Origin of the sequence: Bacillus sp. JH7, from assembly GCF_001563515.1 — a bacterium.
Lineage (GTDB): Bacteria > Bacillota > Bacilli > Bacillales > Bacillaceae_G > Bacillus_A > Bacillus_A cereus.
Window position 1 is genome coordinate 1 of record NZ_LPUS01000003.1, and the last position, 15,816, is coordinate 15,816.

The following is a 15,816-nucleotide window of genomic DNA, read 5'->3' on the forward strand; positions in this document are numbered from 1 at the left end:
TTCGCTCGACTTGCATGTATTAGGCACGCCGCCAGCGTTCATCCTGAGCCAGGATCAAACTCTCCAATAAAGTTAGTTTGTCTAGCATCTAAAATAAAAATTGACGTTTCACGTTGTTTGTTTCGTTCAGTTTTCAAAGAACTACTTGGTCGCTCATTTGCGACTTCCTTATGTTAACATTTTCATCTTTCAATGTCAACTAAGTTTTTTATTTCGTTTGTCGCTTACGACGCTATTGTCATCGGCGACTTGTTCTATATTACACCTCTAAGCTCTAATCGTCAATATGTTTTTATAAAAAATATAAAAAGGCTTATTTCTTTTAAAATAAGCCTTTTTTATCACATATCATTCTATTCATTTATTATTTTTCTATAGTTGGTAACGAAACGATAAATTGAATAGTACCTTCCCTATATTCCGCTCGAATACTACCACCTTGTAACTCAACAATACTTTTCGCAATCGCTAAACCGAGTCCCGAGCCTTCCGTTACTCTACTTCTAGATTGATCCTTCTTATAGAAACGTTCAAACAAATTCGCTAACTCTTCTCTCGTAAACTCTTCACTATGATTCGCAATTACAATTTGTATATCCCTACGCTGCCTTTGAAGAGAAACTTTTATCTCTCCATCATCTTTACTATACTTAATCGCATTCATTAGTAAATTATCAAATACACGAACCATCTTTTCCGAATCAATCGATGCATAAGCACGTTCCTCAGGAAACTTCTTAACAAACGTAAGTCCATGTTCTTCCGCCTGCGGTACTAACTCTTCTATTAATTGCTCGAGTAGCTCATTCATACAAACTTCCTGTTTTTCTAATACAACTTGTTCATTTGTTAACTTCGTATACTCAAATAAATCTTCTATTAAATTTTTTAACTGCTCCGACTTTGCAAAAGCAATTCTCGTATACTCATCGTGTTGTTCTTTATTTTCATATTTAGAATCTCGAAGTAATCGTAAGTAGCCCATAATAGAAGTCAGCGGTGTGCGTAAATCGTGAGATACATTCGTAATAAGCTCATTCTTTTGCTTCTCTAATTTACGTTCCTTTTCTATATTATTCATAAGCTCTTCTGCCATATTATTAATATTCTCAGTTAAAGCTGCAATCTCATCTTCACCTTTTTTCTCAATGCGGTACGCTAAGTTGCCTCTTTCTATTTCCTTTACACCTTGCGCCATTGCTTCAATCTGCTTCATCTTTCTCTTTGTTATATAGAAGAAAGAGAAAATGAATACAAGAACACCAATTAAAAACGGGAATGGCCCTTCTTTCGTATCATACATTACCTCTCCCTCTGGAATTCCGCTAACAAACATGTACAAATTCTTTCCTTCAATAGTAATAGGTGAAAAAGATATAAACTCTTTTCTTGTACTTTCAAATACATTTCTACCATCTGTATAATTAATCGCAAATGATGCTGCATTACGAATCGTATTATGCAAATCGATTTGCTCTTCTTGCGCTTGCTTTGTTTTATATAAAACTTTACCACTTTCATCAGTAACCAATATCTTTAAAGCTCTAGACCCTTGCTCTAAATTTTGGTTCTCCATTTCGATCATATTTGATATAGCTTCTAATTTATTTTCATGAACCGAACTATTTGCCGCTCCTTGAGCTTGGTGATTAATTTGTTCCATACCAGCCCGATAATCGATAGTTGCTTGACGATTCGCATTCTCAAAAAATGGCGCAGCTCCCTTCGCTGACAAAACTCCTAATAACGCACAAGCAGCAAAAGTAGTAATCAATTGAATCCTTATACTCTTTCGTACGCTCTTTACTAATTTCTCAATTAATTCTCTTATTTTCCTTATATAAGTAAACGGATTAAATATCTTTTTCAATCTTATACCCCACTCCCCATACTGTTTTTATATATCTAGGTTTCCTTGGATTCTCCTCAATCTTTTCACGTACTTTTCGAATATGCACCATTACCGTATTATCAGACTGGAAAGATCTTTCGTTCCAAACCTTTTCATAAATTTGTTCCGCGCTAAAGACCATACCCGGATTACGAGCTAGTAATTCTAGAATTGAAAATTCCCTTGGGGTCAGTTTCACTTCTTCTCCGTCCACAATAACTTTATGGGTCGAGATGTTTATTTTCATCTCTCCAATTTCTAGCTCGTCCTCATTTTGTATAGCGAAACCATTCATTTTCATATAACGGCGTAACTGAGATTTAATTCTTGCGATTAACTCTAACGGATTAAATGGTTTCGTTACATAATCATCTGCACCCGTTGTTAACCCTAAAATCTTATCCATATCTTGCGTTTTCGCAGAAAGCATAATAATAGGCATTTCTTTCGCTTCCCTTACCTTCATACACATATGAATACCATCCACTTTCGGCATCATAATATCTAATACGACTAGATGTACTTCATTTTCTTCCAATAGACGTAATCCTTCTTCTCCGTCTCCTGCTTGTAATACTTTATATCCTTCATTCTTTAAATAGATTGTAATTAAATTCCGAATTTCTTTTTCATCATCTACGACAAGTATTGTTTCGTGTGCCACAATATCTCCCCCATCACTTTTTTAATCCCTAACTTCTATTATAGGAAAACTTCTGAAGAAAAACGCTCGGAAATCCTTAAGATTTTCTGAAGACGCAAAAAAGGTCTAGACTCCCCTTAAGTCTAGACCTTTAAAAAACCCCTTTTATTTACGAACATAAATGAAATATAGTACGAATAAAACTCCCATAACATACATAATCGGATGAACCTCTTTACGACGACCACTCACAACCATTGTAATTGGATAGAAGATAAATCCAATGGCAATCCCAGTTGCGATACTATACGTAAGTGGCATAGAGATAATTGTAAAGAATGCTGGTACTGCAATCTCGAATTTTTTCCAATCAATTTCCCCTAAGGAAGAAACCATCAAGATTCCTACAATAATTAAAGCCGGTGCCGTTACAGCTGGCGTTACAACACTTAATAATGGCGAGAAGAATAGTGCCAGTAAGAAGAATCCTGCTGTTACAACTGCTGTAAATCCAGAACGTCCTCCCGCTGCTACCCCTGCAGACGATTCAATGTAAGACGTTGTTGTTGATGTACCCAAGATCGCACCAATTACAGTTGCAATCGCATCTGCAAATAACGCTTTTCCTGCACGTGGTAATTTATTGTTCTTCATTAATCCTGCTTGATTCGCAACCGCTACAAGCGTACCTGCTGTATCAAAGAAATCGATAAAGAAGAACGTTATAATAACAATCCCCATTTGAACTGTGAAAATATCTCCGAAGTGCGTTAACGCCACGCCGAACGTTGGTTCTAGACTCGGTATTGCTCCCACCACAGCTTTCGGAGTATCAATTAATCCTGTTGCAACTCCTAAGATCGCTGTAAGAATCATACCGTAGAATACTGCACCATTAACTTTCTTAATCATGAAGATGATCGTAGTAACAACCCCGAAGATTGCTAGTAACGTTGTGCCCTTTGTTAAGTCCCCCAACCCAACAAGAACCGCATCGTTTTTCACGATAATTCCGGCATTTTGGAATCCAAGGAAAGCAATGAATAATCCAATACCTGCTGCTACTGCAAACTTTAACTCCGATGGAATTGCATTAATGATTTTTTCACGAATACCTGAAGCAGTAAGAATAATAAAGATAATACCTGACATTAATGTTCCGGCAATGGCCGTTTGCCACGGAATACCCATCGTTAACACTGCTGTATAAGCAAAGAACGCGTTAATTCCCATACCTGGCGCTAAAGCAATTGGATACTTCGCGAAAATACCCATAATTAACGAACCGATCGCTGCCGCTAATGCCGTAGCAACGAATACTGCACCTGGATCCATCCCTGTACCTGCTGGTAACCCTTTAACATTTCCAAGCGACAGCGTAGCAGGATTGACAAATAGTACGTAAGCCATAGATAGAAATGTCGTTAACCCTGCTATGAACTCAGTCTTATAATTCGTACCGAGCTCATCAAACTGAAAATAGCGTTTCATCCTATGTTTCCCCCGTTATATGATTACTCGCCGTATTTCACCCTAGCCCTCTTTTATCCCGAGAAATAAAAAAGGCTTCCATTGCATATATACATGGAAGCGTTCTATAAACAAAGACAAGTTTCCCCTCATCTTTATACAAACGCCTCGTAGTCAAGCCATTTACGGTAGCTAGGTAGAAACTTTCGGGCCATATCCCCGATATTATACGACGGCTATAATATTCACTTTTCGTTTGAATTACATAATCATATTAACTCGACGAAGTAGTTTTGTCAATTTAAAAACGAACATTTTCATAAACTTTTATAGTTTCGTTCGTATTAATGCCAAAATAAAAAAGATCCATCTATGCATAAGCAATAGATGGACCTTTTTATAAATACTATTCCCACTCAATAGTTGCTGGTGGCTTACTCGTTACATCATACACGATACGGTTAACGTGTTTTACTTCGTTTACGATACGTACAGAGATTTTCTCTAATACGTCCCAAGGGATACGTGCCCAGTCAGCTGTCATACCGTCGATAGATGTTACTGCACGGATACCTACTGTGTAATCGTAAGTACGCTCGTCACCCATAACACCTACGCTACGCATACCAGGAAGTGCAGTGAAGTATTGCCAGATTTCGCGGTCTAAGCCCGCTTTAATAATTTCTTCACGTAAAATCGCATCAGATTCACGAACGATTTCTAATTTCTCTTCTGTGATTTCACCTAATACACGAATACCAAGACCAGGTCCTGGGAATGGTTGACGCCATACGATTTCATCAGGAATTCCTAATTCAGATCCTAATACACGTACTTCGTCTTTAAATAACGTGTTTAAAGGCTCAATTAATTTGAACTGCATGTCTTCTGGAAGTCCACCAACGTTATGGTGAGATTTAATTGTTTGCGCAGTTGCTGTACCACTCTCAACGATATCTGTGTAAAGTGTACCTTGCGCTAAGAAGTCCATACCTTGTAATTTTGACGCTTCATCATCAAATACGTAAATGAATTCGTTACCGATGATTTTACGTTTTTGTTCTGGATCTTCTACACCTTTTAACTTGTCCATGAAGCGATCTTTTGCATCTACTTTAATAACGTTCATATGGAAGCCTTCGCTAAATGTTTTCATAACGCCTTCTGCTTCGCCTTTACGAAGTAAACCGTGATCAACGAAAATACATGTTAATTGGTCGCCGATTGCTTTATGAATTAATACTGCTACAACAGAAGAGTCTACACCGCCACTAAGTGCGCATAGTACTTTTTTGTCTCCAACAGTTTCACGAATCTTTTCTAATTCTACTTCGATAAAGTTCTCCATGTTCCATCCTTCAGAACAACCACATACGCCGAATACGAAGTTTTTAATTAAATCGTTACCGTGCTCAGAGTGACGTACTTCTGGGTGGAATTGTACACCGTATAAGTTTTTGTCTTCATTGCTCATACCAGCAATTGGACAAGACTCACTTGTTGCGTCTACTACGAATCCTTCAGGTAAACCAGTTACTAAGTCACCATGGCTCATCCATACAACTTGCTCTTCTGGAAGGTTCGCATATAATTTTGATTCGTTCTCTACTTTAAGAACAGCTTTTCCGTACTCACGGTGATTTGCACGCTCTACTTTACCACCGAAGTGTTGCGTCATAAGCTGCATACCGTAACAAATACCGAAGATTGGTAAACCTAGTTCAAAGATTTTTTCATCACAATGTAATGCACCTTCACCGTATACGCTATTTGGTCCACCAGAGAAAATAATCCCTTTTGGATTCATTGCTTTAATTTCTTCCGCAGTAATTGTATGTGGATGAAGTTCACTGTATACACCGAACTCACGAATTCGACGTGCTATTAACTGATTGTATTGACTTCCAAAATCTAAAACGATAATTGTATCGTGTTGTTTCTTCAAAATAATCACCCCAACGTTAGTTCTCGTATATAAATATTTTCACCAATTTGGCGAAAAGCATTACCAATATAATAAAAAAAGCCAGTCCTCCGCCTCTAGTCTCATAACAAAGAAAAGGCAGGGGTCTGGCTTTATAAAGAAAGATAGTCTCCGCTCTTTATAAATATAAGACACACTGCCTTCATAGTCAGGTTGTTTACGGTAACCCGGTAGAGACTCTCAAACCATATCATTGAGGATATATGAAGGATCGTTTTATATTATCTTCCTAGATTCTAACAATGAAGTATCAATATGGTCAAGAGAGAAAGCGACAAAATTCTACAGAAATTCATTTCCTTTTCTAAAAAACATAAAAAAACATCCATTTCTATATAGAAATGGATGTTTTTTAGGACAAACGGAATTACATCATTCCGCCCATACCGCCCATGCCCATGCCGCCCATGTCAGGCATTGCTGGTGCATTTGGTTCTGGCTTGTCAGCTACTACAGCTTCAGTTGTTAAGAACATAGCTGCAACAGATGCTGCGTTTTGAAGTGCAGAACGAGTTACTTTAGCTGGATCTACGATACCAGACTCAAGCATGTTAACCCATTCGCCAGTAGCTGCGTTGAAACCAACGCCTACTTTTTCGCCTTTTAGACGCTCTACAACTACAGATCCTTCTAGACCAGCGTTGATTGCGATTTGACGAACTGGCTCTTCTAGTGCGCGAAGTACGATGTTGATACCTGTTGCTTCGTCGCCTTCAGCTACGATAGAAGCTACTTTCGTGTATACGTTCATAAGTGAAGTACCACCACCTGCAACGATACCTTCTTCTACTGCTGCACGAGTTGAGTTAAGTGCATCTTCAATGCGAAGTTTGCGTTCTTTCAACTCAGTTTCAGTTGCTGCACCTACTTTAATTACCGCTACGCCACCTGCAAGTTTTGCAAGACGCTCTTGTAATTTTTCACGATCGAATTCAGAAGTTGTTTCTTCTAATTGCGCACGGATTTGACCGATGCGAGCTTCGATTTGTTCTGTGCTTCCTACACCTTCAACTACAGTTGTGTTTTCTTTCGTTACAACAACTTTACCAGCGCGTCCTAAAGATTCAACTGTAGCAGATTTTAAGTCACGGCCTAATTCTTCAGTGATTACTTCGCCACCAGTTAAGATCGCGATATCTTCTAGCATTGCTTTACGACGGTCACCAAATCCAGGAGCTTTAACAGCTACTACATTGAATGTACCACGAAGTTTGTTCACTACTAATGTAGCTAACGCTTCGCCTTCTACATCTTCAGCAATGATAAGAAGTGGTTTACCTTGTTGTACCACTTGCTCTAATACTGGTAAGATTTCTTGAATGTTAGAAATCTTTTTATCAGTGATTAAGATGTATGGGTTATCAAGAACTGCTTCCATTTTGTCAGAATCAGTAATCATGTAAGGAGATGCATATCCACGATCAAATTGCATACCTTCTACTACGTCTAATTCTGTTGTGAAGCCTTTAGATTCTTCTAAAGTAATAACGCCGTCGTTACCAACGCGCTCCATTGCTTCAGCGATTAATTGACCTACTTCTTCGTCAGCAGCAGAAATAGCAGCTACTTGTGCGATAGAAGATTTACCTTCGATTGGTTTAGAAATCGTTTTTAATTCTTCAATTGCAGCAGTAACAGCTTTTTCGATACCTTTACGAAGACCCATTGGGTTCGCACCAGCTGTTACGTTTTTAAGACCTTCACGAATCATAGCTTGCGCTAATACAGTTGCAGTTGTTGTTCCGTCACCAGCTACGTCATTTGTTTTGCTAGCAACTTCTGCTACTAATTTCGCACCCATGTTTTCGAATGCATCTTCTAATTCGATTTCTTTTGCGATTGTTACACCATCATTTGTAATAAGTGGTGAACCAAATTTTTTCTCAAGTACAACGTTACGACCTTTTGGTCCAAGCGTTACTTTTACTGCATTTGCAAGAGTGTCGACACCGCGAAGCATCGAACGACGTGCTTCTTCACTAAATTTAATATCTTTTGCCATAATAATTGACCCCCTTGGATTTTTTAAGATTTATATAATTAACCGATAACTGCTAAAATGTCACTTTCACGTAAAATCAAGTAGTCTGTACCTTCATATTTCACTTCAGTACCTGCATATTTTGAGAAGATGATAAGATCACCTGCTGCTACCTCTAAAGCAACACGCTCACCATTCTCAAGCACTCGACCAGTACCTACTGCAACAACTTTACCCTCTTGTGGTTTTTCTTTTGCAGTATCTGGTAATACGATACCACTTGCTGTTTTTTCTTCTGCTTGAACAAGCTCAATTACAACGCGATCACCTAATGGCTTTAGCATGAACAATAACCTCCTCATTTTGTTATGTAAATTTCTTTTATTAGCACTCAAGTCACCCGAGTGCTAACACACTTATAATAATAAATAATCTCAATTTCTTTTGCAAGTAAAAAAATCATAATTTTTTCGCAAATCACTATATAAACTTTCTATATAGAATACTGCCTTTACTATATGAATCGTTGTTTCCACTGCTCGTATGTTACAATATGAAAGGACACCCTAAGTTGTTTTCGCTACACACACAACTTTCTCCTGTCTTCTATTATAATTTCAAATAAGGATTTACGAAAAAAACATAATTCAAGTGAGGTTTATATCGTAGGTAGCATATTTACATGTTATCCTAACTTATCTCATACACTATAGTTAGAAAGGATGGTTAAACCATTTGAAGAAACAATACTGGTGGATTATCGTTACATACATTTTAATGCAGTTATCCGGCGTTGTTGGATTACCACTTCTCCTAAAAACAGGACTCTACGATAATAGAGGATTTACCATTGAGGAAAAAGGACAAATCATAACGGGACACTGGGCAATTATTAGCTTCTTTGTTGCATTATGTATCGTACTTTGGTTACTTAGAACAGATATTCGTGACAGGCATTTAGATCCAATGCGCTCTTCTGTCCCAGCTACTATTGGATGGATTTTCATCGGGTTCTTCTTAGCAATCATCTCACAATCCATTGCAGGTATGATTGAAATGTATGTATTTGGGGTTCCACGTGGATCTGAGAATACAGACAGACTGATGGACATCGCAAGAACGATACCTTGGTTCCTTATTGTTGTATCTATAATTGGACCTATCTTAGAAGAAATCGTATTTAGAAAAATTCTATTCGGCACGCTTTATAAGAAGTTTAACTTCTTTATCGCAGCTATCATTAGTTCGCTTGTATTTGCAGCAATTCATTTTGATTTTACTCATTTATTGGTATACACTGCTATGGGGCTCGTATTCGCCTTCTTATATGTGAAGACGAAACGGATTATCGTTCCGATTGCAGCTCATGTTGCGATGAATACATTGGTCGCTATTGGGCAAATTTTTATGAGCAATGAACAAATTCAAGAAATGATTAAAGAAGCTGAAAAAATGCAAGGCTTTATCGGAGGATTTTTTGTATGAGAAACTCACCATTGTTCATGGCTGCACTATACTTCCTTCTTGGATGTATCTTTACACGCTTCGCCATTACGAACGTGACAGATACAATCTGGAATATGTGGACAATACTATTTGCAGTTATGGCAACAATTGATTTTAATTTGGCACTTCGCCTTATATTAATTAAATTCACAAAGAAGAAACAATAATAAAACGCAGAGGTCGCTTCCTCTGCGTTTTATTGTGGATAGTTTTTCAAAAAGTAAACTAATGTTTGTAACTCTACAGCTAAGTCAATATGATGAATTCTAATATTCTCTGATACGTTTAATCGCGCTGGTGTGAAATTCAAAATACCATGCACGCTCGTTTCAGCTAATCTATCTGCTACAGCTTGTGCTACTGTAGCCGGTACTGTTAATATTGCCACTTGTATATCATTTGATAATCTCTCTTCTAATTCATCTAAATGATATACAGGAATGCCCCCGATTTCTGTTCCAACTTTCTCTTCACTAACATCAAATGCCATTTCAATTTTTGTATTATTGTTTTTCGTGAAATTATAATGTAAGAAAGCGGTCCCTAAATTACCTACTCCAATAAGTGCTACACGTGTTATATCATCTTGATCAAGTGTTTCGCGGAAAAATGATAATAAATAATTTACGTTATATCCATATCCCTTTTTCCCTAACGCTCCAAAATACGAAAAATCTCTTCGTATTGTTGCGGAATCTACTTTTACTGCCTCACTCAATTCGGCCGATGAAACACGCTGCTTACCAGAAAGAGATAAGTTTTGGATAAATCGATAGTATAGAGGCAATCTTTTAGCAGTGGCTTGTGGAATCTTTTGCTGATCCATATGACCTCTCCTCTCTTCCTATCTTTATTCATATACTTTAATCAAATACAGAAGTTTAGCACTCATTAAATTCCTTGTATAATAAAGAGAAGAAGTATTCTCTCTTTATTTTAAACTATACACTATTTTTAGTATGATTGAGAAATATAAACATGGCAAAGTTAAGAAATTATTTGAGGTGAAAACATTGATTTTATTACAAGTAAACGCGCTTTCGAAATTATACGGTGCAGAAACGATTCTTGCAAACATAAAATTGGAAGTACAAACAAAAGATCGTATCGCATTAGTTGGAAGGAATGGAGCAGGCAAATCTACATTATTAAAAATTATCGCTGGTGAATTATCTCATGATGGTGGCGAAATTATAAAACCGAAAGATGTCTCAATCGGATATTTAGCTCAAAATACTGGACTAGAAACGTCTTTAACAATTTGGGATGAAATGCTAACCGTCTTTACTCACTTACAGCAAATGGAGACAAAACTTCGAAGGCTTGAGCAAGAAATGGGAAAAGAAGAAAACTTTTCAAACGAAGCTACATATGAAAGATTGTTAGCTGATTATGACCAATTGCAACTCAATTATAAAGATCAAGGTGGATATCAATATGAAGCGGATATTCGCTCCATTTTAAGCGGCCTTGGCTTCCCAGTTGAAACGCACCAGACGACGATCTCTACTTTAAGCGGCGGGCAAAAAACAAGATTAGCTCTCGGGAAATTATTATTAACAAAACCAGACTTACTTATTTTGGACGAGCCTACAAACCATTTAGACATCGAAACATTAACGTGGCTTGAGCAATATTTACAAGGTTATCCTGGCGCAATATTAATCGTTTCACATGACCGTTATTTCTTAGACAAACTCGTTACACAAGTATATGAAATTTCGAATAAAGAAAGCAGACGATTTGTTGGTAACTACAGTAAATATTTAGACTTAAAATCAGCATTATATGAGCAAGAAATGAAACGTTACGAAAAACAACAAGATGAAATCGCAAAACTTGAGGACTTCGTTCAAAAGAATATAGCTCGCGCTTCTACAACGAAACGTGCTCAAAGTCGTCGTAAACAACTAGACAGAATGGAATTATTAACGAGACCATTAGGGGATTCTAAGTCAGCATCATTCCACTTCGATATTGAAAAGCAAAGTGGAAATGATGTTTTACAAGTAAATGATGCAACCATCGGCTATGATGAGAACCCTATAATTGAACATGTAACTATGCGCTTAACTCGCGGAGATAGTGTTGCTTTAGTTGGTCCAAACGGAATTGGGAAATCCACATTGTTAAAGTCTATTGTGAATAAGTTACCACTATTAAATGGTGATGTTTCTTTCGGATCAAATGTATCTGTTGGTTATTATGATCAAGAACAAGCAAACTTAACATCTTCTAAACGGGTTTTAAATGAATTATGGGATGAATATCCACTGCAACCTGAAAAAGAAATCCGTACTATACTCGGGAATTTTTTATTCACAGGAGATGATGTACTGAAACCAGTATCTTCTCTTAGTGGTGGACAAAAAGCTCGATTAGCTCTTGCAAAACTTATGATGCAAAAGTCGAATTTGTTAATTCTAGATGAGCCTACGAACCACCTTGATTTAAATAGTAAAGAGATTTTGGAGAATGCTTTAATTGATTACCCAGGGACTCTTCTATTCGTCTCACATGACCGCTACTTTATTAACCGTGTAACAACGACTGTGGTTGAGTTATCAACAGAAGGTGCACAGGAATATTTAGGGGATTACGATTACTACGTTGAAAAGAAAAATGAAATGATTGAACGTGCAGAACTTGAACAGCAAGAAAGTGACATTCCTGTTCAAAAAGTGGTTGCACAAGAGAAATTAAATTATTTAGAAGAAAAAGAGCGTAAAAAACTAGAGCGTCAACGCACTAGAAAAATTGAAGAGCTAGAACAAAGTATATTAGAATTAGAAGAAGAAATTGCTACGCTAGAAGATCAACTTTGCTTACCAGAAATATATGCAGATTATGAAAAAGCTAGTGAAATTACAACTAAAAAGCAAACGCTACAAGAACAACTTGAAACTTGTATGGCAGAATGGGAAGAGCTGCATGTATAAGCATATTTAAATAAGGAAGATGTCTCATAAGTCAGGATTTTTGACTATGCGACATCTTTTTTTCTTTTAATACAGAAACAATTTTTGAGTATATCAATCGTAACTTAGAATATACCAACGATTTTTCAAATATATCTATTGTAACCCTATATATATTAACAATTCGACACAAAATATCGATTTAACGACAAAAATTGACAATATTAGCATCTTCTATAATAGGGGGATGTTTCAAAATGTTTTTCGGAGATATCTTCTTACTTTTTATTTCCCGAAAAAGAACAAATTTAAAGGTCTGACATCATCCTATTTATCCACAAGTTTATACACATATCCACCTTTATAAAATAAACCTTAAAATAACTTTTCCACATTATCCACAATCAACAAAAAAGTTATCAACATTTTATATACACAATAAAACCCACATTATCAACAGACAATATGGGTTTTATCCACAACCTGTGGTTAATTATGTGCATAACTATGCTTCAATATCTAATCCTGGATTTGCATTTAAGGCTAATGTTGCACGCTTACCTTGTTCATAAGCAATTGTCCCTGCCGCTGCAATCATCGCTGCATTATCTGTGCATAAAGATAGCGGCGGAATAATTAATTCAATGTTTTCTTTTTGTGCAAATTCCTCTTCTAATCGCGCACGAAGTCCTTTATTAGCAGCTACTCCACCAGCAAGAAGTAATTGCTTTACATTATAAGCTTCTGCTGCACGAGCTGCTTTCGTTACAAGTACATCTATTACACTTTCTTGGAAACTTGCCGCTAAATCTTCTGGCGCAATTTCTATACCGCGCTGTTTTGCGTTATGCACAGTGTTGATAACTGCTGATTTCAATCCACTAAAGCTAAAATCATATGAATCCGGTTCTAGCCATGCACGAGGCAAATCAATTGTCGGTTCTCCTTCATGTGCAAGGCGATCAATATGAGGACCACCTGGATATGGCATAGATAACGTACGAGCTACTTTATCATATGCTTCTCCAGCTGCATCGTCTCGTGTTTCACCAATTACTTCGAATGAACCATGTTCTTTCATATAAACAAGTTCTGTATGCCCACCAGATACAACAAGTGATAATAACGGGAATTGAACTTCTTTTACTAAACGGTTCGCATAAATATGACCAGCAATATGATGAACACCGACTAACGGAATATCATGTGCAAACGCTACTGCCTTCGCTGCATTTACTCCAATTAGAAGTGCTCCTACTAAACCAGGACCTTCTGTTACAGCAATTGCATCAATATCATCAAATGTGATGTTTGCTTCCTTTAAAGCTTCTTCTAACACAACTGTAATTTCTTCTACATGATGACGGGATGCAATCTCTGGTACAACGCCGCCAAAACGTTTATGACTTTCAATTTGTGATGCAACGACATTCGCAATAATTTCCGTTCCATTTTTAACAACTGCTACTGCTGTTTCATCACAACTTGTTTCAATACCAAGTATAATCGTATTTTTTTCCATTATATATTCACCCACATTACGAGACCATCTTCCTGATTGTCTGCATAGTATCGTTTACGAATCCCACCATTTTGAAATCCGTATTTTCTGTATAACTGCTTTGCTACTTCATTTGATACACGTACTTCAAGTGTCATTGTTTTTACCCCTAGTTCTTTCGCTTCAGAAATAACTGCTTTCAATAGGGCATCTCCTAACTTTTGACCTCGGTATTCTGGCAAAATAGCTATATTTGTTATATGTGATTCATCAATAATTATCCACAATCCACAATACCCGACTACACGACCATCTTTTTCTAACACAATATAATGTGCATGTTCATTCATCGTTAATTCACGGTGAAAGGCATCTGCAGTCCAAGGAGTTGAAAAAGACGCTTCTTCAATAGCTACAATTTGAGCAATATCATCAAGCTCCATCTTTCTAAATATCATATCCATCTTCTGCAAGCTCCTACTTGTTTTGACTTTCTAACCACTTTGTTTCAGCTTCAGCTAAACGAAGATAGCTTGGAACAAACGTATGCACATCTTGTTCTTCTTTTTGTAATCCTAAGAATGCTAGCTCACTTGGTCTTGGGTTATTTTTAGTAAATGGAGCGAATACAGCTTGATCACCTAAATGTTCTATAATTGTTTCTTTATGCAATTTAACATCGTTACCGATAAATAAAACAGGCTGTCCTTTATCTTTTAACATTTGCAACCAGTCCACAATAAGAATAATTCGGTCTTCTTCTATTGAAGTTAACTGCTCTCCTTCATATGTATATAACCCAGTATAAATTTGCCCACGTCTTCCATCAAATAAAGGACAAATTAACCCGTTAAAGTTAGCACCGTTTGCAGCTACTACCTCTAAACTTGATACACCTACAATTGGTATTTGAAGTGACCAAGCTAATGTTTTCGCCGCTGTCACGCCTATGCGAACACCTGTATAGGATCCAGGTCCAGCAGCTACAACGATTTTAGTTAATTCCTTCGGTTTTACGCCACACTCTTTTAACAGTTTCTCTACAGCTGGCATAAGACGTACAGAATGGTTTTTTGTTAAATTTGTAATGATTTCCCCAATTACGTTTCCTTCCTCAATAAGGGATACACCCATTACGTAATTTGAAGTATCAATTGCTAGTACTTTCATCTTGTAATAGCTCCTCACATAATCTAATATAGCGATCTCCAATTGGCTCGAGTATAATTTTTCTTGTGTCATCTCCAGCATGGAATAAACTAATTTGTAACTTTTCATTTGGTAAATATGCCTCTATTAAATGAGCCCATTCTACTACCGTAATTCCTTCACCGTAGAAATATTCATCAAAGCCTAAGTCCTCTTCACTTTCTGCTAAGCGATACACGTCCATATGATATAGCGGTAACCTACCTTTATATTCTTTAATGATATTAAAGGTAGGACTATTTACAACTCTTTTCACTCCAAGACCTTTTGCTAGTCCCTTTGTAAAAGTCGTCTTACCAGCTCCAAGATCTCCTTCTAAAATAATTACATCTTGTGCCTCTACGAGCTCACCTAGTTTTTCTGATAACCTTTGTGTTTCCTCAGAAGATTTTGTTGTTACTTCATATTTACTCACAGACTTCACCTACTTTACTCACAATGTTCTCTGCTCTTTATTATACAGGTTTTGAATATATAAAAAAGTCCTTAGGAGTTGTCCTAAGGATAGTTTGACTGTCTTTATTAGTTTTTTGTTAAAACAAATAAAAAAATACGAAACAACTTGTTTCGTTCTTTTCTTTATATGAAATGGCGGTCCCGACCGGGGTCGAACCGGCGATCTCCTGCGTGACAGGCAGGCATGTTAACCACTACACCACGGGACCATTTGGTTGCGGGGACAGGATTTGAACCTGCGACCTTCGGGTTATGAG

14 protein-coding genes, 1 tRNA gene, 1 rRNA gene and 2 riboswitches are annotated in these 15,816 nt (G+C 37.0%); of the genes, 3 read left to right on the plus strand and 13 right to left on the minus strand.

The annotated features are described in order from the left end of the window. The 7 genes from AU379_RS17090 to groES all read right to left on the minus strand — a co-directional run. Positions 1-70: ribosomal RNA gene (locus AU379_RS17090) — 16S ribosomal RNA — on the minus strand; the annotation flags it as partial. Between the two features lie 294 nt (positions 71-364). Beyond that, complete coding sequence (ampS, locus tag AU379_RS17095; protein ID WP_000719212.1) at positions 365-1,870, minus strand: aminopeptidase AmpS; 1,506 nt, start codon at positions 1,868-1,870, stop codon at positions 365-367. Continuing rightward, entirely contained in the window at positions 1,854-2,555 is a 702-nt protein-coding gene (locus AU379_RS17100) for a response regulator transcription factor (RefSeq protein ID WP_000929884.1), read from the minus strand. Before AU379_RS17100 ends, ampS begins: the two co-directional genes overlap by 17 nt. A gap of 144 nt (positions 2,556-2,699) precedes the next feature. Beyond that, complete coding sequence (locus tag AU379_RS17105; RefSeq protein WP_000833096.1) at positions 2,700-4,025, minus strand: NCS2 family permease; 1,326 nt, start codon at positions 4,023-4,025, stop codon at positions 2,700-2,702. 130 nt (positions 4,026-4,155) lie between these two features. Beyond that, positions 4,156-4,258, minus strand: a riboswitch (purine riboswitch). A gap of 152 nt (positions 4,259-4,410) precedes the next feature. Continuing rightward, positions 4,411-5,952 carry a glutamine-hydrolyzing GMP synthase gene (gene guaA / locus AU379_RS17110; RefSeq protein ID WP_164514075.1) on the minus strand — a complete coding sequence of 514 codons (1,542 nt, stop codon included), beginning with the start codon at positions 5,950-5,952 and terminating at the stop codon, positions 4,411-4,413. Positions 5,953-6,113: 161 nt separating this feature from the next. Continuing rightward, positions 6,114-6,215: riboswitch (purine riboswitch) on the minus strand. Positions 6,216-6,355: 140 nt separating this feature from the next. Further along, positions 6,356-7,990: a chaperonin GroEL gene (gene groL / locus AU379_RS17115; protein ID WP_001029993.1), complete on the minus strand. Its 1,635-nt coding sequence runs from the start codon at positions 7,988-7,990 to the stop codon at positions 6,356-6,358. Positions 7,991-8,028: 38 nt separating this feature from the next. Then, positions 8,029-8,313 (minus strand): co-chaperone GroES, encoded by a 285-nt coding sequence (groES, locus tag AU379_RS17120; protein WP_000917311.1) that lies wholly within the window; start codon positions 8,311-8,313, stop codon positions 8,029-8,031. 391 nt (positions 8,314-8,704) lie between these two features. Between groES and AU379_RS17125 the strand changes: the two genes are divergently transcribed. Together AU379_RS17125 and AU379_RS17130 are read left to right on the plus strand one after the other, a co-directional pair. Further along, a complete protein-coding gene (locus tag AU379_RS17125; RefSeq protein WP_000745328.1) occupies positions 8,705-9,454 on the plus strand; it encodes a CPBP family intramembrane glutamic endopeptidase in 750 nt (249 codons plus the stop codon). Further along, positions 9,451-9,642, plus strand: a complete 192-nt coding sequence (locus AU379_RS17130) for a YdiK family protein (RefSeq protein ID WP_001246200.1) — start codon at positions 9,451-9,453, stop codon at positions 9,640-9,642. Before AU379_RS17125 ends, AU379_RS17130 begins: the two co-directional genes overlap by 4 nt. Before the next feature lie 29 nt (positions 9,643-9,671). On the opposite strand, the gene AU379_RS17135 is transcribed toward AU379_RS17130, so the two are convergent. After that, positions 9,672-10,301 carry a redox-sensing transcriptional repressor Rex gene (locus tag AU379_RS17135; RefSeq protein ID WP_000372699.1) on the minus strand — a complete coding sequence of 210 codons (630 nt, stop codon included), beginning with the start codon at positions 10,299-10,301 and terminating at the stop codon, positions 9,672-9,674. A 187-nt stretch (positions 10,302-10,488) separates the two neighbouring features. On the opposite strand from AU379_RS17135, the gene AU379_RS17140 reads away from it, so the two are divergent. Continuing rightward, positions 10,489-12,414 (plus strand): ABC-F family ATP-binding cassette domain-containing protein, encoded by a 1,926-nt coding sequence (locus tag AU379_RS17140; protein ID WP_000602145.1) that lies wholly within the window; start codon positions 10,489-10,491, stop codon positions 12,412-12,414. A 484-nt stretch (positions 12,415-12,898) separates the two neighbouring features. Here AU379_RS17140 and tsaD read toward each other — a convergent pair whose 3' ends face one another. From tsaD to AU379_RS17165, 5 genes are all read right to left on the minus strand, one after another. Then, the gene (tsaD, locus tag AU379_RS17145; RefSeq protein ID WP_000414585.1) at positions 12,899-13,915 is read right to left on the minus strand and encodes a tRNA (adenosine(37)-N6)-threonylcarbamoyltransferase complex transferase subunit TsaD; all 1,017 of its coding nucleotides are present in this window, start codon (positions 13,913-13,915) and stop codon (positions 12,899-12,901) included. Further along, complete coding sequence (gene rimI / locus AU379_RS17150; protein WP_000367190.1) at positions 13,915-14,358, minus strand: ribosomal protein S18-alanine N-acetyltransferase; 444 nt, start codon at positions 14,356-14,358, stop codon at positions 13,915-13,917. The genes tsaD and rimI overlap by 1 nt, the downstream gene beginning before the upstream one ends. A 13-nt stretch (positions 14,359-14,371) precedes the next feature. Beyond that, positions 14,372-15,064, minus strand: a complete 693-nt coding sequence (gene tsaB / locus AU379_RS17155; protein WP_000865753.1) for a tRNA (adenosine(37)-N6)-threonylcarbamoyltransferase complex dimerization subunit type 1 TsaB — start codon at positions 15,062-15,064, stop codon at positions 14,372-14,374. Continuing rightward, positions 15,045-15,518 (minus strand): tRNA (adenosine(37)-N6)-threonylcarbamoyltransferase complex ATPase subunit type 1 TsaE, encoded by a 474-nt coding sequence (gene tsaE / locus AU379_RS17160; RefSeq protein WP_000049642.1) that lies wholly within the window; start codon positions 15,516-15,518, stop codon positions 15,045-15,047. Before tsaE ends, tsaB begins: the two co-directional genes overlap by 20 nt. A gap of 174 nt (positions 15,519-15,692) precedes the next feature. Then, a tRNA-Asp gene (locus AU379_RS17165) sits at positions 15,693-15,768 on the minus strand. Positions 15,769-15,816: the final 48 nt, after the last annotated feature.